18 protein-coding genes and 4 tRNA genes are annotated in these 20041 nt (G+C 53.6%); 17 read left to right on the top strand and 5 right to left on the bottom strand.

Translation table 11 applies throughout. The annotated features are described in order from the left end of the window. Positions 1-15 precede the first annotated feature (15 nt). From wecD to JFY74_19575, 17 genes are all read left to right on the top strand, one after another. Complete coding sequence (gene wecD / locus JFY74_19655) at positions 16-747, top strand: dTDP-4-amino-4,6-dideoxy-D-galactose acyltransferase (GenBank protein QQG28235.1); 732 nt, start codon at positions 16-18, stop codon at positions 745-747. A gap of 4 nt (positions 748-751) precedes the next feature. Further along, on the top strand, positions 752-1882 hold the full coding sequence (rffA, locus tag JFY74_19650) for a dTDP-4-amino-4,6-dideoxygalactose transaminase (GenBank protein QQG28234.1): 1131 nt from the start codon (positions 752-754) through the stop codon (positions 1880-1882). A gap of 1 nt (position 1883) precedes the next feature. After that, a complete protein-coding gene (gene wzxE / locus JFY74_19645; GenBank protein QQG28233.1) occupies positions 1884-3134 on the top strand; it encodes a lipid III flippase WzxE in 1251 nt (416 codons plus the stop codon). After that, the gene (locus tag JFY74_19640; protein QQG28232.1) at positions 3131-4216 is read left to right on the top strand and encodes a TDP-N-acetylfucosamine:lipid II N-acetylfucosaminyltransferase; all 1086 of its coding nucleotides are present in this window, start codon (positions 3131-3133) and stop codon (positions 4214-4216) included. Before wzxE ends, JFY74_19640 begins: the two co-directional genes overlap by 4 nt. Then, a complete protein-coding gene (wzyE, locus tag JFY74_19635; GenBank protein ID QQG28231.1) occupies positions 4213-5595 on the top strand; it encodes an ECA oligosaccharide polymerase in 1383 nt (460 codons plus the stop codon). Before JFY74_19640 ends, wzyE begins: the two co-directional genes overlap by 4 nt. After that, positions 5592-6341 (top strand): lipopolysaccharide N-acetylmannosaminouronosyltransferase, encoded by a 750-nt coding sequence (gene rffM, locus JFY74_19630; protein ID QQG28230.1) that lies wholly within the window; start codon positions 5592-5594, stop codon positions 6339-6341. Before wzyE ends, rffM begins: the two co-directional genes overlap by 4 nt. A gap of 308 nt (positions 6342-6649) precedes the next feature. Further along, positions 6650-8041 carry an amino acid permease gene (locus JFY74_19625; protein QQG28229.1) on the top strand — a complete coding sequence of 464 codons (1392 nt, stop codon included), beginning with the start codon at positions 6650-6652 and terminating at the stop codon, positions 8039-8041. A 139-nt stretch (positions 8042-8180) separates the two neighbouring features. After that, positions 8181-8257: transfer RNA gene (locus JFY74_19620), tRNA-Arg, on the top strand. Positions 8258-8380: 123 nt separating this feature from the next. Beyond that, positions 8381-8456, top strand: a tRNA-His gene (locus JFY74_19615). Between the two features lie 42 nt (positions 8457-8498). Next, positions 8499-8585: transfer RNA gene (locus JFY74_19610), tRNA-Leu, on the top strand. A gap of 44 nt (positions 8586-8629) precedes the next feature. Further along, positions 8630-8706, top strand: a tRNA-Pro gene (locus tag JFY74_19605). A gap of 353 nt (positions 8707-9059) precedes the next feature. Further along, entirely contained in the window at positions 9060-10424 is a 1365-nt protein-coding gene (locus tag JFY74_19600) for an adenylosuccinate lyase (protein ID QQG28228.1), read from the top strand. Positions 10425-10433: 9 nt separating this feature from the next. Further along, a complete protein-coding gene (locus JFY74_19595; GenBank protein ID QQG28227.1) occupies positions 10434-10976 on the top strand; it encodes a GNAT family N-acetyltransferase in 543 nt (180 codons plus the stop codon). Continuing rightward, positions 10973-11764 (top strand): amino acid ABC transporter substrate-binding protein, encoded by a 792-nt coding sequence (locus JFY74_19590; protein ID QQG28226.1) that lies wholly within the window; start codon positions 10973-10975, stop codon positions 11762-11764. The genes JFY74_19595 and JFY74_19590 overlap by 4 nt, the downstream gene beginning before the upstream one ends. Positions 11765-11902: 138 nt before the next feature. Continuing rightward, entirely contained in the window at positions 11903-12574 is a 672-nt protein-coding gene (locus JFY74_19585; GenBank protein QQG30592.1) for an amino acid ABC transporter permease, read from the top strand. Positions 12575-12583: 9 nt separating this feature from the next. Next, positions 12584-13345 (top strand): amino acid ABC transporter ATP-binding protein, encoded by a 762-nt coding sequence (locus JFY74_19580; protein QQG28225.1) that lies wholly within the window; start codon positions 12584-12586, stop codon positions 13343-13345. Between the two features lie 77 nt (positions 13346-13422). Continuing rightward, positions 13423-14580 carry a M20 peptidase aminoacylase family protein gene (locus JFY74_19575; GenBank protein QQG28224.1) on the top strand — a complete coding sequence of 386 codons (1158 nt, stop codon included), beginning with the start codon at positions 13423-13425 and terminating at the stop codon, positions 14578-14580. A gap of 58 nt (positions 14581-14638) precedes the next feature. On the opposite strand, the gene JFY74_19570 is transcribed toward JFY74_19575, so the two are convergent. From JFY74_19570 to JFY74_19550, 5 genes are all read right to left on the bottom strand, one after another. Beyond that, a complete protein-coding gene (locus tag JFY74_19570) occupies positions 14639-15367 on the bottom strand; it encodes an amino acid ABC transporter ATP-binding protein (GenBank protein ID QQG30591.1) in 729 nt (242 codons plus the stop codon). 114 nt (positions 15368-15481) lie between these two features. After that, positions 15482-16591 (bottom strand): amino acid ABC transporter permease, encoded by a 1110-nt coding sequence (locus JFY74_19565; GenBank protein QQG28223.1) that lies wholly within the window; start codon positions 16589-16591, stop codon positions 15482-15484. 10 nt (positions 16592-16601) lie between these two features. Further along, a complete protein-coding gene (locus JFY74_19560; protein QQG28222.1) occupies positions 16602-17825 on the bottom strand; it encodes an ABC transporter permease subunit in 1224 nt (407 codons plus the stop codon). A gap of 125 nt (positions 17826-17950) precedes the next feature. Next, positions 17951-19003 carry an amino acid ABC transporter substrate-binding protein gene (locus JFY74_19555; protein QQG28221.1) on the bottom strand — a complete coding sequence of 351 codons (1053 nt, stop codon included), beginning with the start codon at positions 19001-19003 and terminating at the stop codon, positions 17951-17953. A gap of 221 nt (positions 19004-19224) precedes the next feature. Then, positions 19225-19986, bottom strand: a complete 762-nt coding sequence (locus JFY74_19550) for a sulfite exporter TauE/SafE family protein (protein ID QQG30590.1) — start codon at positions 19984-19986, stop codon at positions 19225-19227. Between the last annotated feature and the right edge of the window lie 55 nt (positions 19987-20041).

The raw sequence follows: 20041 nt of genomic DNA, 5'->3' as shown, positions 1-20041 counted from the left end.
CGAAGGAGCGAAACGATGACCCATCCGATATCAATAGGAAAGGAAGAGATTCGTGCCACGGTTGAACCACTGGGCTGGGAGAGTGAATTCTTCCAGATTGACAGCGGTAAGCTGAATTTTTCGCCTTCTGCACCTGCGTTGACGCCCGATGCGCTGAACGCATTGACGCTGACGCAGGCCAAAATTGCGGCGGACAATTTGGTGCTGGCGGATGCGCTTGCCGATCTTGGTTTTCGATTGGTGGAAGGCGAGATCGATCTCAGTCTGCCGCTGCAACGGGCGACTGTTGTGACACCGCTACCGTGCTGGCGTGAAGCTACGCTCGACGATATCCCTGCACTGAGGGATGCAGCGTCACGTGTTTTTGCACTGAGCCGTTTTCGTTCTCCGTGGTATCAGTCGGAGGATAGCGGACGTTTCTATGCGCAGTGGATTGAAAACGCCGTGCGCGGTACGTTCGACCACTGCTGTTTACTGGCGGAAGATGCCGCTGGCAATCCGCAAGGATGGGTCACGTTACGTAGAATGGATGACACGGATGCACGTATCGGGCTACTGGGCGTCTGGCCGGGCGTTACGGTACAGGGCATTGGTTCACAGCTGATGGCGCTGGCGGAAGCGTGGTGTCGACAACAAGAGTTGATATGTCTTCGGGTCGCGACGCAGGTTAGCAACGTGGCGGCGCTTCGTCTTTATCTTCGCCGTGGTGCCATGATTGAGAGCACGGCGTATTGGTTATACAGGTGATCACATGATTCCATTTAACGCGCCACCGATTGTCGGTACGGAACTGGATTATATGCAGGCTGCTATGAGCAGCGGCAAATTGTGCGGCGATGGTGGCTTTACCCGCCGTTGTCAGCAGTGGCTGGAACATTATTCCGGCAGCAAAAAAGTCCTGCTCACGCCTTCCTGCACCGCTTCGTTGGAGATGGCTGCGATACTGCTCGACGTTAAGCCTGGCGATGAAGTGATCATGCCGAGCTATACCTTCGTTTCTACCGCCAACGCCTTTGTGCTGCGCGGTGCGAAAATCGTGTTTGTCGATATCCGCCCGGATACCATGAACATTGATGAGACGAAGATCGAAGCAGCAATCACGGAAAAGACGCGCATTATCGTGCCGGTTCACTATGCGGGCGTGGCCTGCGAGATGGACGCGATTATGGCGCTGGCGAAGAAATACGATTTATATGTCGTGGAAGATGCCGCGCAGGGCGTGATGTCCAGCTACAAGGGCCGTGTTCTTGGCTCCATCGGCCATATCGGCTGTTTCAGCTTTCACGAAACCAAGAACTACACCTCGGGCGGTGAGGGCGGAGCCACGCTGATTAATGACGCAAGGTTGGTGGAGCGCGCGGAAATCATCCGTGAAAAAGGCACCAACCGGAGCCAGTTTTTCCGCGGACAGGTGGACAAATACACCTGGCGGGATATCGGTTCAAGCTATCTGATGGCGGATATTCAGGCTGCCTACCTCTGGGCCCAGTTGGAAGCGGCGCGGCCGATCAACGAGCGTCGCCTGAAACTGTGGCAGAACTACTACGCGGCATTTAAATCGCTAGCTGATGCCGGGCGTATTACCCTGCCGACCGTACCTGCCAATGGGATTCACAACGCGCACATGTTTTATATCAAACTGCGCGATCAGGACGACCGCAGCGCGTTTATCAATTACATGAAAGAAGCGGAAATCATGACGGTCTTTCATTATATCCCCCTACATAGCTGCCCTGCTGGCCTGAACTTTGGTCGTTTCTCCGGTGACGATCGCTACACCACGCAGGAAAGCGAACGGTTGGTGCGGTTACCCTTGTTCTACAACCTCTCGGACGTCAACCAGCGGACGGTCATCAATACTATTCTGAGCTTCTTCTCCTGATATGTCGTTGGCGAAAGCATCGATATGGACGGCAGGCTCCACGCTGATAAAAATCGGCGCAGGGCTGGTTGTTGTCAAACTGCTGGCGGTCGCTTTTGGCCCCAGCGGCGTGGGGATGGCAGGAAATTTCCGCCAGCTTATTACGGTGTTGGGCGTATTAGCCGGTGCCGGGATCTTCAACGGCGTCACCAAATACGTGGCGGAGTATCAGCAACAGCCGGAACGGCTGAGGCCGCTGCTCGGTACGTCTGTCACGCTGGTGCTGGGCTTCTCCACGCTGCTGGCGATTCTCTTTCTGGCGGCCGCAACGCCTATCGCTAATCTGCTATTTGGGCATGACGACTATCACGACGTAGTGCGGGCGCTGGCGTTTATCCAAATGGGTATCGCCTACGCCAACCTATGTCTGGCGATCCTTAAAGGCTATCGGGATGCGATAGGCAACGCGCTGGCCGTCATCGGTGGCAGCCTGATCGGGCTGGTGGCCTTTTGGCTCTGCCTGCAACTGGGTGGCTATGTTGGTGCGTTGGCAGGGCTGGCGCTGGTGCCTGCGCTGCTGGTGATTCCGGCAGGAATCATGCTATTGCGGCGTACGCCGCTGGCGCTGACATCGCTAAAACCCGCGTGGGATCGTGCGATTGCTGGACAGTTGGGCAAATTTACGCTGATGGCGTTAATGACGGCGGTGACGCTGCCCGTTGCGTACATCATGATGCGTAACCTGTTGGCGGCACATTACAGCTGGGATGAAGTGGGTATTTGGCAGGGCGTCAGCAGTATTTCCGATGCTTACCTGCAATTCATTACCGCCTCCTTTACCGTGTATTTGTTGCCGACACTCTCGCGTCTGACGGATAAAGCCGCGTTGGCGCAGGAGATTGTTCGCTCTCTGAAATTTGTGCTGCCCGTCGTGGCAGGCGTCAGCTTTTGTGTGTGGCTGCTGCGAGATTTTGCCATCTGGCTGCTGTTCTCCAGCGAGTTCACGGCAATGCGAGATCTTTTCGTTTGGCAATTGGTAGGCGATGTAATGAAAGTGGGCGCTTACGTCTTTGGCTATCTGGTCATTGCGAAAGCGGCGTTGCGCTTTTATCTGCTCACTGAAGTGAGCCAGTTTCTCCTGCTGACTGGGTTTTCCCACTGGCTGATTCCGCTTTATGGCGCACAAGGTGCGGCGCAGGCCTATATGGCAACCTACCTGGTCTATTTTTTGCTTTGTTGTTGCGTATTCATTATTTACCGTAGGCGAACATGACGACACTGATTCATGTATTGGGATCTGACATCCCGCATCATAACCAGACCGTTTTACGTTTTTTTAACGACGTACTGGCGACGGAACTCCCCGAACAGCAGATTCGGCATTTCATCGTGGCGTCCCGCGACGGCATTTCATCGGCCGATTTCCCCGCGCTGCGTATCGAAACCTGCGTGGATAAGAAAACGCTGGCTGAGGCGGTCATCGCCAGAGCGAAAGCAAACCGCAAGATGCGTTTTTTCCTGCATGGGCAGTTTAACCCCACGCTGTGGCTGGCGTTGCTGAGCGGAAAAATCAAATCTGAGCAGGTTTACTGGCACGTTTGGGGGGCGGATTTGTATGAAGAGGCGAGCAGCCTGAAGTATCGCCTGTTTTATCTGCTGCGGCGTATGGCGCAAAAGCGTGTCGGGCATGTATTTGCCACGCGTGGCGATCTGGCGTGGTATCAGCAGCGTTCACCTCGGGTTCCGACGTCATTGCTGTACTTTCCAACGAGAATGAATCCAGCACTAACGGGCATGGAGGTGGATAAACCACTGGCTGGGCCGATGACGATTCTGGTCGGCAATTCTGGCGATCGCACCAATCGCCATCAGGAAGCGCTGCGGGCGATTCACAAGCAGTTCGGGAAAAATGTGCGGGTGATTGTGCCGATGGGCTACCCCGCGAATAACGCGCTCTACATCGCACAGGTGGAAAAGGACGGTTTGGCGCTGTTCGGCGTGAAAAATTTCCAACTGCTGAAAGACCAACTGGCGTTTGATGATTACCTCAATATGCTGCGCACCTGTGATTTGGGCTATTTTATTTTCGATCGCCAGCAGGGGATCGGGACGTTATGTCTGCTGATTCAGTTTGGCGTGCCGTTCGTGATCAGTCGGCAAAATCCGTTCTGGCAGGATCTGACGGAGCAAGGGCTGCCCGTGCTGTTTTACGGTGACGAGCTGGATGAGGCGTTGGTGCGTGAAGCGCAGCGCCAGCTGGCATCGGTCGATAAGCACCAGATCGCGTTCTTCAATCCCAATTATCTGCAAGGCTGGCGGGATGCGCTGGCGTTGGCAGCGGGAGAACCGACATGACGCTGGGGCAATTTGGTGGGCTGTTTGTCGTCTACCTGATTTCAGTCATCTTTATCCTGAGCCTGACCTGGATGGAGTTTCGGCGGGTGCGTTTTAATTTTAACGTGCTGTTTTCCCTGCTCTATTTATTGACGTTCTATTTTGGTTTTCCATTTACCTGCGTGCTGGTGTTCCGGTTTGGCGTTGAAGTGGTTCCCGTGCAGTTTCTGCTGCAGGCGATGCTGTCTGCGACGGCGTTCTATGCGATCTATTACGTCAGCTATAAGACACGGCTACGCCAGAAAGCCTCCGCGCCGCGTGCGCCACTCCTGACGGTAAACCGGGTTGAAGCCAATCTGACCTGGCTGCTGCTGGCGTTGATTGCGGTAGCCACCGTCGGTATTTTCTTCCTCAACAATGGCTTCTTGTTGTTTAAGCTGCGTTCGTACAGCCAGATATTTTCCAGCGATGTGTCTGGCGTGGCGTTGAAGCGCTTCTTCTACTTCTTCATTCCGGCGATGCTGGTCGTGTATTTCCTGCGCCAGACGCAGCGTGCGTGGCTACTGTTCCTCATCGGAACGGTCGCGTTCGGAATGCTGACGTATGTGATTGTCGGCGGAACGCGTGCGAATCTGATCATCGCCTTCGCCCTGTTTTTGTTTATTGGTATTGTGCGCGGCTGGATTACGCTTTGGATGCTGGTTGCCGCTGGTGCATTCGGGATTGTCGGGATGTTCTGGCTGGCGCTGAAGCGCTATGGGCTGGACGTCAGCGGTGATTACGCATTTTATACGTTCCTTTATTTAACCCGCGACACCTTCTCGCCCTGGGAAAATCTGGCGCTGCTGTGGCAGAACTACGACAAGATTGAATTCCAGGGACTGGCACCGATTGCCCGTGATTTCTACGTCTTTATTCCCTCTTGGCTATGGCCGGATCGTCCGAATCTGGTGTTAAACAGTGCGAACTATTTCACCTGGGAAGTGTTGAATAACCACTCTGGGCTGGCTATATCTCCCACGCTGTTGGGCTCGCTGGTGGTGATGGGGGGCGTGCTGTTTATCCCGCTCGGCGCGATTGCCGTAGGGTTGGTTATCAAGTGGTTCGACTGGGTGTACGAGTTAGGGAAGAACGACAGCAATCGCTATAAGGCCGCTATTTTGCAGGCGTTCTGCTTCGGGGCGGTGTTCAATATTATTGTGCTGACGCGTGAAGGCGTTGATTCTTTTGTTTCGCGTGTGGTGTTTTTCTGTCTGGTCTTCGGCCTGTGCCTGCTCGTTGCCAAGCTGCTCTACTGGCTGCTGGAAAGCGCCGGGCTAATCCGGCAACGTCTGATGCGTATGCGTGCCACGCCGACACCCAACACCGTACAGGATCCTGTGATAAAGGAGCAGGTATGACAGCGTTAAAAACCACAGAGACCATTCCTCTGTATACCATTCGTGGTTTGCCCATTCACGGTTTTCGTAACATGGCGCAGTTTGTTGATTACCTGTTTGCGGGCGAGCGGGTTGAAACGGGCACGCTCGTTGCGATTAACGCTGAGAAAGTGCTAACGGCGGAAAAAGACGTGGCGCTGCGTGCATTGCTCGATCGTGCAGAGTACAAGTATGCGGACGGCATCAGCATCGTGCGCTCCATTCGGCGCAAGTATCCGCAGGCTGACGTCACGCGAGTTGCGGGCGCTGACCTGTGGGAAGCGCTAATGGAGCGGGCAGGCAAATTAGGCACGCCGGTTTTTCTGGTGGGCGGCAAACCTGATGTGTTGGCACAAACGCAGGCGAAGCTGCGGGCGCAGTGGAACGTGAATATTGTCGGCAGTCAGGATGGCTATTTTGCGCCAGAGCAGCGTGATGCCCTGTTCGAACGTATCCGCACCAGCGGTGCACAGATTGTTACCGTCGCGATGGGGTCGCCACGACAGGAAATCCTGATGCGCGATTGTCGCCACCACTATCCTGATGCGCTCTATATGGGCGTGGGTGGAACCTATGACGTCTTTACCGGGCATGTGAAGCGCGCCCCGCTCGTGTGGCAAAACTTAGGGTTGGAATGGCTGTATCGCTTGCTGTCCCAGCCGAGCCGTATTTTTCGGCAGCTTAGGCTGTTGAAATATGTTGCCTATCACTACAGCGGCCACCTGTAGCGTCATTGAATTGGCGCGTTAAACGCGCCAACCTTGCTCCACAATCTTTCCTCGCAATATATAAACCTGATTTCTCATTCCTATTCGATTTTAATTGTCTGTTTGCTAGTCAATCAGAAATACAGAATTCTATCTTTGGCGTATTCGTCATCCCTTATGTGTTATTCAAACCTACATTACGGTATTTTCATGGCCGCTAATTTGAGGCGAAGGGTACGTTCTTTCTCATCGGCAGTCGGCAGTATTTCTGAAATAAGAACAATAACTGGCAGCAGCCGGGATAAGCACAACATAAAGACAGAGGATATATGGCAGAAGATGTAAAGCAGGAAAAACTCCATCGAGGGTTGGAAGCCCGGCATATTGAGCTGATTGCGCTGGGCGGCACGATCGGCGTTGGGCTGTTTATGGGTGCCGCCAGCGCGCTGAAGTGGGCGGGGCCGTCAGTATTGCTGGCCTATATTGTCGCCGGAATCTTCGTTTTCTTCATCATGCGCTCAATGGGCGAAATGCTCTATCTGGAGCCGGTTGCGGGATCGTTTGCCGTCTACGCACACAAATACATGAATCCCTTTTTCGGTTATCTCACCGCATGGGGCTATTGGTTTATGTGGATGGCGGTCGGAATTTCGGAAATTACCGCTATTGGCGTGTATGTTCAGTACTGGTTCCCCGATTTGCCGCAATGGATACCGGCTATTGCTGCAGTTGCGCTGGTGGCGGGCGCAAACCTTGCTGCGGTCAGGCTGTATGGCGAAATCGAATTCTGGTTCGCGATGATAAAAATCACCACCATCGTCGTGATGATCGTCGTCGGCGTGGGCATTATTTTCTTCGGCTTCGGTAACCACGGTCAGGCAACCGGATTCAGTAACCTGACCGAACACGGTGGCTTCCTCGCGGGAGGCTGGAAAGGCCTGCTGTTCGCACTCTGTCTGGTCGTGGCGTCTTATCAGGGCGTGGAACTGGTCGGCATTACGGCGGGTGAGGCGAAAAACCCACAGGTGACGCTGAAGCGCGCGATCAACAACATCCTATGGCGCATCCTGATTTTCTATGTGGGCGCGATCTTCGTTATCGTCACGATTTTCCCCTGGAATGAAATCGGCACCTCGGGCAGCCCGTTTGTGCTGACCTTTGCGAAAATTGGTATCACCGCAGCGGCAGGGATCATCAACTTTGTGGTGCTGACAGCCGCGCTGTCCGGCTGCAACAGCGGCATGTATAGCTGCGGACGTATGCTGTATTCGCTGGCCAACAACCGTCAGCTTCCCGCCTGGCTAGGTAAAGTGACGGCCAGCGGCGTACCCGCAGCAGGCGTCATGATTTCTATTCTTTGCCTGATGGCGGGGTCGGTGTTGAATTACATCATCCCTAATCCGGAAAAAGTGTTTGTTTATGTTTATAGCGCCAGCGTACTGCCGGGCATGGTGCCGTGGTTTGTGGTGTTAATCAGCCAATTGCGTTTTCGTGAGCAGCATCGTGCCGCGCTGGTCGCACATCCGTTTAAATCGGTGTTGTTCCCGTGGGTAAACTACCTGACGATGGCGTTTTTGCTGTGTGTGCTGGTGGGCATGTACATCAATATCGATACGCGGATGTCTTTATTGGTCGGCGTCGCGTTTTTAGCTGTGGTTAGCCTGTGTTATTTTGCGTTAGGACTGGGCAAAAAAATGTCGCTGACAGAGGGTAAATCGTAGTAGTTGGGGGTGGGAAGGGCGGAACTGTGTGTTATTTAGCTTGGAATGAGCAAATCATAATCAAACGCATCATTTCGATAAAAAAGCACTAGACAGCCAGTCACTAAGCCCGTAATATCCCGCCCCGCAACGGCGCTAAGCGCCCGTAGCTCAGCTGGATAGAGCGCTGCCCTCCGGAGGCAGAGGTCTCAGGTTCGAATCCTGTCGGGCGCACCATTATATTGTGTAAACGAGTATGTTGTGTGCAAGAGCTGCGGTGGTACACTTTTCTTCGTAAAGAAAGTATCCCGTAAAAAGGAAGTACCGCGTAATAAGTAGTTGATGTAAAGTGTGGTGATGGTGGCTATAGCTCAGTTGGTAGAGCCCTGGATTGTGATTCCAGTTGTCGTGGGTTCGAGTCCCATTAGCCACCCCAGATTTTGCAGCGATAGTAGTTGATTGACGGTTTGTGAGTTATGCGAAGGTGGCGGAATTGGTAGACGCGCTAGCTTCAGGTGTTAGTGTTCTTACGGACGTGAGGGTTCAAGTCCCTCTCTTCGCACCACACACAAACGAGAACATCAGTGATGTTCAAAAAAGCAGTACATTCGGCGAGTAGCGCAGCTTGGTAGCGCAACTGGTTTGGGACCAGTGGGTCGGAGGTTCGAATCCTCTCTCGCCGACCAATTACAAAAAAAAGCACATCGAAAGGTGTGCTTTTTTTTCGTCGGTGATCCTCCAGTAAATGGCGTTGACACATTTAACTCGTACACTGAGGAAAATGTTATGAACCAATATGTTAAATGCACTCAGTGAGATTACCCTCTATCCTGTAAATTGGCTGTTGCCGCCCCGCTTTGGAAAGCATGCTAGCGAACATTTCTGCATGCATATCTATATGCATAGTTTGCAATCAAACTTTTTGATCTAAGATAGATCCCAAAGGTATAAGGCGCATAATTTCCGCATGTTATATTTTTAAAAATTAAAAAGACGACATAAATCCCCGCCTGATAAATCCAACACTAACGAGTTAATTATGGCATCACATCTTATTGATTTTCTTCTTATAGGGAATAATTTTGGCACGCCTGAAATGCGCGGCGTATGGTCCGAGCATAACCGCCTGACTAAACAGGTCGAAGTCGAAGTTGCCCTAGCACTTGCCGAGGGTGAACTGGGTGTCATTCCGCTGGATGCGGCAAAAACCATTGCAGAAAACGCTGACGCAAGCGCGCTTAACGTTGAAGAGATTGCAAAAGATGCCGCGCGCATGAAGCATTCTCTGATGCCGACGATTGCCGCGATTCAGAAACAGTGCGGTGCCGCGGGTGAGTTTATTCACTACGGCGTGACCACGCAGGACATCGTTGATACTGCGACGGTGTTACAGCTGAAACAATCTTTTGATATTGTCGTCAGAGATACACAACTGCTGGCCGTTGAATTGAAACGTCTCGCCAAGAAATACCAGCATACGCTGATGGCCGGTCGTACCCACGGTATGCAGGCGCTGCCCACCACGTTTGGCTTCAAACTGGCTGTCTGGCTGGATGAATTTATCCGTCACCTCGAACGTCTGGGTGAAATCAAAGAACGTGTTTTGGTTGGCAACATCAACGGTGCGATTTGTACCTATGCCTCTTTTGGCGAGAAAGGGCCGGAAATCGAGCGTCTGACGCTGGATAAGCTGGGGCTGAATACGCCGAATATCGGTTGGCAGTCTGCCCGCGATCGCTTCTCCGAATATGCTTCTGTTACGGTTCTGATCAGCGGTACGCTGGGCAAAATCGGCAACGAGCTGTACAACCTGATGCGCACCGAGATTAACGAAATCGAAGAGCCGTTCTCCGAAGGGAAAATCGGTTCTACTACGATGCCGCATAAACGCAACCCTGCCGCGCTAGAAGGGCTGGCGAGCCTGACGGCTCCGCTGTTTAAGAGCGCAGCGTTGATTCATGAATCCATGAAAGTTGAGCATGAGCGTGATGCGATGAGCTGGCGTGCGGAGTGGATCGCGCTGCCGGAAATCAATATCTATCTGTCTGCTCAGCTTCAGAACGCGCTTGGCATCCTGCGTGGCATGTCCGTCAATGAGAAGCAGATGCTGGCGAACCTCGATCTACAAAATGGCCTGCTGCTGTCCGAGAAAGTGATGTTCGAGATTGGCAAACGTCTCGGCAAGCAGACTGCTCACCATCTGGTTTACGAATGTTCTATGCAGGCATTCGAGCAGAATCAGTCCTTTAAATCGGTACTGCTGGCCCACTCGGTGCTTTCTGAACAGGTGACCGCCGCCGATCTGGACGAATGGCTGAATCCGGCTAACTACGTTGGCAGTGCGCCGCAGAAGGTTGATGACGTGATTCGCTATGCGGATAACTCCGGCCTGCTGCCAGCATAAGGTGACATCATGAGTATCGTATTTCGTCAGGCTACGCTTGCGGACGATGAGACCTATCTGGCACTGGCGCTGGCGGCATTTGAGCCGATTCGCCAACTGGGTATCAACTTTTCCGCCGCCCATGCGGATATCGACATGGTGCGTACGCATATTGCCTCACACGGCGTTTATGTGATGGAAAAAGACGGCGAAATGGTGTCGTCATTTACCATCCGCTATCCGTGGGGGCCGGAGCCTGGCCCGCTCGGTTTGCCCCATTTGGGCTGGTTTGCGACGCACCCTGGCTATAAAAAACAGGGGCTGGGTAAGCAAATGATGAACTGGCTGGAAGAAGAGATTCTGATTAACCAGCTCAAAGCCCCTGCGGTGTCGCTTGGCACCGCGCAAAACCACCCGTGGCTGATTGAGATGTACAGAAATTATGGTTTCAAGGAAGTCGGGCAGACGAATCTGGGAAAAGGACACCTGACAATCTGGATGGAAAAAATCCTTGATAACCAATTGTATGACCAGTGGAAAGATAAAAAATCAAAAAGAGAGGCAGTAAAATGATGAAAAAAGTAACGTTGTCTGTTCTGGCGCTGACGACCGCCTTTCTTGTTGCTGGCTGTGATTCTGGGAAGAGCGGCTCTGAGCAGGAAAAAGTATTGAAAGTGGGTTCAACAGGCCAAAGTTATCCAAGTGGCTTCAAGCAGGATAACAAGCTGGTCGGGTTTGACGTTGAAGTCACGGAAGCCATCGCGAAAGATCTGAACTACAAAGTTGAGTGGGTCACCGCCGATTTCAGCGGCCTGATGGGTCAACTGGAAGCGAGAAAACTGGATACTGTGGCGAACGTGGTAGCCATTACGCCGGCGCGTCAGGAAAAATACAACTTCGCCCAGCCGTACAGCTTCTACGGCAGCCAGATTGTGACGCACAAAGACAACGCGGACATTAATACACTGGCCGACCTGAAAGGCAAGACGGTTGCCGGGGTTCTGGGTTCTAACCACGTTAACAACCTGAAAAAAGCGTTTGCCGATGGCAGCGTGAATATTCGCACCTATGAAACACGCGATGGCGCGATGAACGATGCGCTGTCTAAACGCGTTGAAGGCTACGTGAATTCACGTCCGATTCTGCTGGCCGAAATCAATAAGCGTAACCTGCCGTTCAAGCTGGTTGGCGAGCCGCTGGTGATTGAAGAAGTGAGCTTCCCGTTCCATAAGGACGAGAAAGGTGATGCATTGCGTAAACAGTTCGATGCGGAATTGACGAAAATGCGTGCAGATGGACGCCTGAAAGCGTTCTCCGAAAAATATTTTGGTGAAGACATCACGGTATCACCGGCTAAATAACCTCACGCCGTCATTCTGGCGAGCCGTTACGTAGCCAGATGATTTGTTATGTAGCTAGATGGTTCGTTATGTAGCAAATAGTTATAACCCTGTTCCACCGGTGCAATATGGCCGGTGGAAGCATTAATGGTATTACTCATGAATATCGATCTTGCCTACCTGCTAAAGGTCTTTCCCCAGGTACTAATGTATTTGCCAACCACGCTGTTCCTTGCCGTGGTTTCGATGTTTTTTGCTATGGTGCTCGGCCTTCTCCTGGCGTTAGTCCGTGAAAGCAAGATCGTCGTGGTCGTAAAAATCGTCGAACTGTATATCTCGCTGTTCCGCGGTATTCCGTCGCTGGTTCAGCTGTTTATCATCTACTTCGGCCTGCCGCAGCTATTCCCTGGCTTATCCAATCTGGATGCGATGACGGCCGCGATTATCGGCTTTAGCCTGAAAACGTCCGCCTACATGGCTGAGATTTTCCGCGCGGGCTTGGCCTCTGTGGATTTCGGCCAGACGGAAGCAGGCCTATCCATTGGCATGAGTAAAGCGCAGGTCTATCGCCGCATCGTGTTGCCTCAGGCCATGCTGAATGCGCTGCCAGCGACGGGGAACACCTTCATTTCCCTGATTAAAGATACCTCGGTAGCCTTTGCGCTGGGCGTCTCCGAACTGTTCGCGGAAGGCAAGATGATTGCCGCCGAATCTCTGCGTTTCTTTGAGACCTTCCTGGTTGTGGGTCTGATTTACTGGTTGGTGATCATTGTTTACTCCTGGCTGCAAAAACAGCTGGAGAAGAAACTGAATCACTCGCTACAGCGATAAGGGGCTGACATGATCAGTGTAAAGAATCTTTCTAAACGCTTTGGCGATCAGGTGGTGTTGGACAACATTAGCCTGGATATCGCGAAAGGCGAAGTCGTCGCGATCATCGGTCCATCGGGTTCGGGTAAGTCCACGCTGCTGCGCTGTCTTAACCTGCTGGAAACGCCAGAGTCGGGCACGATCGAAATTGGCGAACAAACGCTGGATACGCGCCGTTACAGCTCTAAAGAAGCCTATGCGCTGCGCCGCCAGACGGCGATGGTATTCCAGAGTTACAACCTGTTTAAGAACAAAACAGCGCTGGAGAATGTGACGGAAGCGCTGATTGTCGTGAAAAAAATGCCGAAGAAGCAGGCGGATGAAATTGGTTTGGCGCTGCTGGAGCAGGTCGGTCTGCTGCCGCAGGCGGCGCAGTATCCGGTAACGCTGTCCGGCGGACAGCAACAGCGCGTCAGTATTGCGCGCGCGCTGGCGGTGGATCCGAAGGCGATTTTGTTTGATGAACCGACCTCGGCACTTGACCCGGAAAGGGTACACGAAGTGCTTCAGGTGATTCAGAAGCTGGCGAAAAACGACACCACGATGGTGATCGTCACCCATGAAATGCAGTTTGCGAAAGAAGTGGCTGATCGCGTGATCTTCATGGCGGACGGGCACATCGTTGAGGAAGGCCCGGCGGAGCAGGTGATTAGCTTCTCGGACAACCCGCAAACCCAGCGTTTCCTGCGTCAGTTGACCAAGCTGCCTGAGCCGCTTGAGTACGATATTTAACGCATACGTAGATACACCTGCACGCCTGAACAAGGCAGCCCTGTCAGGCAGGGCACGATAATGTGGAGCAAGTATTCATGAGAACAGCATCTCAGCACGAGCCTCTGGCTCAGTTTATTCAGGCGTTTCGCCACGATTTACATCGCCATCCTGAACTGTCGAATCAGGAGTTCGAGACCACGAAGAAGATTCGTGCGGTATTGGAAAAAGAAGGGATTCGTATCCTCGACCTGCCGTTGAAAACCGGTCTGGTTGCGGAAGTGGGCGGCTTACAGGAAGGTCCACTGGTCGTGGTGCGTTCCGACATCGACGCCCTGCCGATTGAGGAAGAATCTGGCGTAGAATTTACGTCGCTCAACAAGGGCGTGATGCACGCCTGCGGTCATGATTTTCACTCTTCCGCGGCGCTGGGCGCGGCGATTCTGTTGAAGAAAATTGAGCCGGAGCTGAAAGGCACGGTGCGAATTTTGTTCCAGGCTGCTGAAGAGACTGGATTGGGCGCGCCGGAAGTCATCGCCGTTGGTGCGTTGGACAATGCGGTAGCGATTTTTGGCATTCACAACGATCCAACGCTGCCGGTTGGCGTTATCGGTGGGAAAGACGGCGCATTGACGGCGGGCGTTGACCGCTTTGAGATCAAGATCGCAGCGAAAGGCTGTCACGCCGCGAAGCCGCATGAAGGCAACGATCCGATTATCATTCTGGGTCAGCTGATTTCTGCTGTACAGACCATTATCAGTCGCACGGTATCGTCCGACAATAATGCAGTCGTGTCGATTACGCAGGTGCATAGCGGCAGCACCTGGAACGTGATCCCAGACACGGCCTATGTTGAAGGCACGGTCAGAACGTTCAATCAGGCCGCGCGTGATTTAATTGAACAGCGTTTCCGTCAGATCGTAGCGGGTATCGCCAGCACCTTTGGTGCAGAAATTGAATTCCTGTGGCATGCCGGGCCGCCGTCGGTGATCAACACGCCAGAGTGGGTTGAGTTTGCGCTGAATGTGGCGAGTGATGAAGGGTTTGAAGCGCGTCGCGTGGAAGCCAGCCCGATTGGTGAAGATTTTGCGTTCTATCAGCAGAAATTGCCGGGTACGTTCATGATGGTCGGCTCCGGCGGGCCGTATGCGCTGCATCACCCGAAATTCCGCGTCGATGATAGCGCGCTGTTCCCGACTGCGCATTATCTGTATCAGGTGGCGAAGCAGAGTTTAGAACAGCTGTCCTCCCGCTAATTCACGGTTAAGCCATGCTATCCGCGCCGATTCCTCGACGCGGATATTTTTTTGCTTATCAATGGCTCAGAATCTGATCCAGGAATTGGCGCGTACGCGGGTGTGATGGCGTGTTGAAGAAGTCTTGCGGCGGGGCGGATTCCACAATGCTGCCATCTGCCATCAGAATGACTTTGTCCGCGACCGTTTTGGCAAAACCCATTTCATGGGTGACGACGATCATCGTCATGCCGGATTCCGCCAGATCGAGCATCACATCCAGCACCTCTTTAATCATCTCTGGGTCCAGCGCAGACGTGGGCTCATCAAACAACATAATTTCCGGCTGCATGCACAGTGCCCGGGCAATGGCCACGCGCTGCTGCTGGCCGCCAGAGAGCTGTAGCGGGAATTTATGCGCCTGATTGGCGATATGCACCTTTTTCAGGTAGTGCATCGCTAAATCAATGGCTTCCTGCTTCTTACGCTGTTTGACCAGCGTCGGGCCGATCGTCAGATTATCCAGCACGCTCAGGTGGGGAAACAAATTGAACTGCTGGAACAGCATACCGATGCCGGAGCGCACGCGGTTGATGTTCTTGATATTGTCGTTAACTTCAATGCCGTTCACGCGGATATGCCCGTCGTGGTGCTCTTCTAATCGATTAATGCAGCGGATGAGCGTGGATTTGCCGGAGCCGGAAGGGCCGCAAATCACCACGCGTTCTCCCTTCTCTACGTTCAGCGTCACGTTATTCAGCGCCTGAAATGCACCGTACCACTTGCTGACAGCGTCGATCTCAATAATGACGTTGTTGTTTGTAACGATACTGTTTGTCACTGCATTGTCTGTAACGAAAGCGTCTGCGGCTAAGCTCATGATAACAAAGCTCCTGTCTGTGTTTTCATCAACGGCTATCGCTTAACCGTGATACGTTTCTGGGTTACGGCTGGCATCGATGCGTTTTTCCACCCACAGCGCGTAGCGTGAGAGCAAGAAGCCAAACAGCAGATAGATAGCCGAGATGAAAAGGTACGTTTCAATGTAATAACGCCGCCATAGCGGGTCCTGCATCACCGAACTGGTGGCGGTGAGGATGTCGAACAGCCCGATAATGATGACGAATGAAGTATTCTTCATGGCGGCGATAATATGGTTGGTCATGGCGGGCAGGCAGATACGCAGCGCCTGCGGCAGGATGATTTTGGTCGTCGTGTGCCAATAGCCGAGGTTGAGCGCCATCGCCGCTTCGTATTGCCCGCGTGGAACGGACTGTAAACCACCGCGAATCACCTCAGCCTGATAGCAGGCGAAAAACAGCGCGATGCCGATGATGATGCGCAGTAGCTTGTTGATTTCCATGCCTGCGGGCAGAAATAACGGGAAGACGTTAACCGCGACGAACAGAATCGTGATGAGCGGTACGCCGCGCAGGCCTTCGATAAAAATAACCGACAGACCGCGCAGAAAGGGCAGCGGTGAGCGTCGGCCTAACGCCAATAAAACCGAAACCGGCATACCGATGACGACCGTGCCGCTAAACAACAGAATTGTCAGCGGCAGTCCGCCCCATTCGCTGGAAGGCACGTAAGATAGGCCAAACACGCCACCAGACATCAGGATGGCGATGCTCACTACCGCGACGATCCACAGCGGTAAGAGGATGCGCGAATGCCAGAAGCGCGGCATCAGCGACAGGCCAAGCGCCAGAAACCAGATTCCCATCGCCAACACCAGACGCCAGTGTTCATCGTAAGGATAAAGGCCAAACAGGATGGGGCGATGTTTTTCCACGATTACCGCCCAGCAGGCACCAGCGGCTACACGGCAGATGTCTGGGTCAGTGGTGTACCACACGGCATCGAGAATGCCCCAGTGCAGCAGTTTATTGCCGACGTTCCACATCAGCACCGCTAGTAGCAGTGTGAGTACGGTTTGCGGCACGCTGCTGAACAGGTGGCGACGCAGCCACAGCAGCGGCGTGCGTAAGCGGCTGGGAACGGCGGAGAGTGACAGTACCGGAAATAACATTCAGTGCTCCTCAGCGCTCTTTGATGGCGACGACGCGGTTAAACAGGTTCATCAGCAGCGATGTCACGATGCTGACCGTCAGGTAAACCACCATCATGATGGCAATCACTTCGAGCGCCTGACCGGTCTGATTCATCAGCGTGTTACTGATGTTTGCCAGCTCTGGGTAACCCACCACGACTGCGATTGAGCTGTTTTTTGACAGGCTGACATATTGGCTGGTCAACGGTGGAACGATGACGCGCATGGCCTGTGGAATGATGATATGGCGCATCATATGCCAGGGCGAAAAAGACAGCGCGCGCGCCGCTTCCAGTTGGCCTTTGGGGATAGATTGAATGCCTGCCCGCACGATTTCCGCGATAAACGCAGAGGAATAGAGCGCAATGCCAAGCAGCAGCGCAGTGAATTCAGGGCTGACGGTAAAGCCACCGCGGAAGTTAAAGCCGCGCAGGATAGGTCGGTCAAGCTCTGCTGGAGCGCCAGAAAGCCACCAGACCAGCAGCGGTAACCCGATGATTGCGGCCAGCGTCAGGCGACCTGTAGGCAGAGAGCGGCCCGCATTTTCCCGCATGTAGCGGGCCACGCGCTTCTGGATCAGACTAATCAGGACGGCGGCGAGTAGCGCGATCCCCGTCCACAGCCAGCCGTGATGCGCGGCGGGGACGGAAAAAGACAGCCCGCGATTGGTCAGAAATCCCAGGCTACCAAGCTCGATGGCGTCGCGTGGCGAGGGCAAATTACGGATCACCACCGACCAGAAAATCACCTGCAAGATCACGGGGATATTGCGCATCAGCTCGATGTATCCCCCGGCAAGCCGCGCCAGTAGCCAGTTGCGGGAGACGCGGGCGATCCCGACGGAGAAACCGAGCAACGTGGCGAGTACGATGCCGCAGAGCGTGACGTACAGGGTATTCAATAACCCGACGCCAAGTGCGCGCAGATAGCTGTCTCGCGGGGTAAACGCGATGAGCTTTTCACCAATCTCAAACTGTGCGGTGTGATCAAGAAAACCGAAGCCGGTGGCAATGTTTTGCGAACGCAGGTTTTCGACCACGTTGGCGTACAGCCAGTAGCTGAAAGCGACAATCAGGAGGCCGAGCAGGCACTGATAAATCCAGGCGCGTAGGGACTTGCTGTCAAACGCATTCAACAGACGGCGCGAATAAGGTAGTGTTCCCAGCCACGGTGGTGCAGAGGCTGACGATAGCGTCTTCTGTGATGATTTCATTACCGGCGGTCTTTTCTTCTGGTCAGTACCGCTGCTCAACATGCGATCTGATAGCGGTAGGGCGTGAATGCGATGGCATGGCATCAGCTCAGAGATTTCCGGGCTGATGCCGATGGTGTAGCGAATTAACGAATGGGCAGGCCGTAGAGCAGACCGCCTTTCGTCCAGAGATTATTCAGGTCGCGCTCCAGTGGTGCCGGAGTATCTGGCCCGAAGTGGCGGTTATAAATATCGCCGTAATTGCCTACCTGCTTAATCAGGTTGTAAGCCCACTGGTTATTCAATCCCAGCTTCTGACCGTAATCGCCAGTGACCCCAAGCAGTGCCTGTATATCCGGGTCTGTTGATTTGAGCTTGCTGTCCACGTTCTGCTGGCCGATTTCCATCTCTTCCGCGTTGAACGTGGCATACACCACCCATTTCACGATGTCGTACCACTGGTCGTCACCCTGACGGACTGCCATTGCCAACGGCTCTTTTGAGTAAATCCCCGGTAGAATGACGTGGTCAGAGGGCTTTTCCGCGTCGAAGGTGCGCACGCCGGGCAGCGCCACTTTATCGCGGGCAATGACATCGCAGCGTCCAGACAGGTAGGCTGCGACGTACTCTTTATTGTTCTCGATGACCACTGGGGTGTAATGCAGGTTGCGTGATGCAAAAATCTGCGCCACGTTGCGTTCGGTGCTGCTGCCCGGTGTGATGCAGACGGTTGCGCCGTCCAAATCTTCCACCTTCTTCACATTGGCGCTGGTGCGCACCATAAAGCCTGTTCCGGTATAGAAGGTCGGCGGTGCGAAGTTCAGGCCCAGCGACGTATCGCGCGACAAATCGGCAGTGATATTGCGTGACAGCACGTCAACTTCACCAGACTGAATCGCCGGGAAGCGCTGTGCGGTAGACAGGGCGGCAAAACGTACTTTGTTGGCATCGCCAAAAATAGCGGCAGCTAACGCGCGGCAATAATCGACGTCCAGCCCGGTCCACTGTCCTTTGCTATCAATCGCAGAAAAGCCGTGGCGCGCCGGGTGCACGCCGCAAACCAGCTCACCGCGTGCTTTGATTTTTTTGAGTGTTTCACCATTTCCAGCGTCAGCGGCAGTGGCCTGAGCAACAGGCAGCAGGAGACTCCCTAAAGTTAGCGCTGTGGCGGTCGTCAATGAGAGTAGTTTTCTCAGCATAGTATCCTCAGAATAGTCGGTGTTGTTTTAACGTGTTGTAATTAATTGTTTTTATTATGGTGCGTTCATTTGTATACAAATGTTCTCAATGTTACATTCAAATGGCAAATAGCATATTTCTCTATCTAAAGCTGAATAGTGGATATAGCCATTTTGGGGATAACGTGAAGGGGAAAAGAGAACTGTGCCTCGCACGCTAAGCAAGGCACAGAAGGGAGAGATTAGTGAGCGAGCAGGCCTTGTACGCCTTGCCAAATGAGCTGAGCGCTGAGAATCAACATGGTGAGGCGAAAGGTGGTACGGAAAAGTTTTTCGGGCAGATTATCCAGCAGACGCGTGCCCAGCCAGGTACCCAGCACACCGCTGGCAATCATTGCGGCCAGCATCGGCAGCCAGTCGTGATAGGCAAACCCCATCATCCCGAATGCCAGAATCTTCAAGCAGTGCTGTAACACCATGCAGAGCGCATGAGTGGCGATCAGCGGCTGTTTGGTCAGCCCTTGAGAACTGATAAGCCCGGCGACCATCGGGCCTGTTGCGCCGACGATCATAGTGCCGAGGCTGGTGAGCGCGCCGCCCAGAATGAAGAACAGCCGGTTAACCGGTTTTGGTGCGGTACGTTTACGAAAAACTGACCACAGAATGAAAAGAGCCAGCGCGATTTTTGCCACGTTGTCTGGGATCCAGACTGCAATAGGGGCACCCACTGCGATGCCAATGACGCTGCCAATAAGAAACCACAGCGCCAGCGGCCAGACGATATACAAACGTTGGATTAGGCTACGGCTGAGGTTGGAGCCTAGCTGGACAATGCCGTGAACCGGCAGCAGGCTGCTGACTGGCATACCCAGTCCCATGATGGCAAGCAAGGTGACGCCGCCGCCCAAGCCCAGCGCTGCCGTTAGCGCCGATGTCAGGAAGCTGCAAAAAATCAGGATACCGGCAAAGAGCGGAGAGATGTCGGGTGGAACAAGATCTAGCATGGTGGAACCCATCGCGTGGTAGAGCGAATGATAGTGCCTGATGCGATCAAGGCGT

This window comes from Pectobacterium carotovorum, assembly GCA_016415585.1.
GTDB lineage: Bacteria > Pseudomonadota > Gammaproteobacteria > Enterobacterales > Enterobacteriaceae > Pectobacterium > Pectobacterium carotovorum_K.
This window is presented reverse-complemented; position numbering and strand designations above follow the sequence as displayed.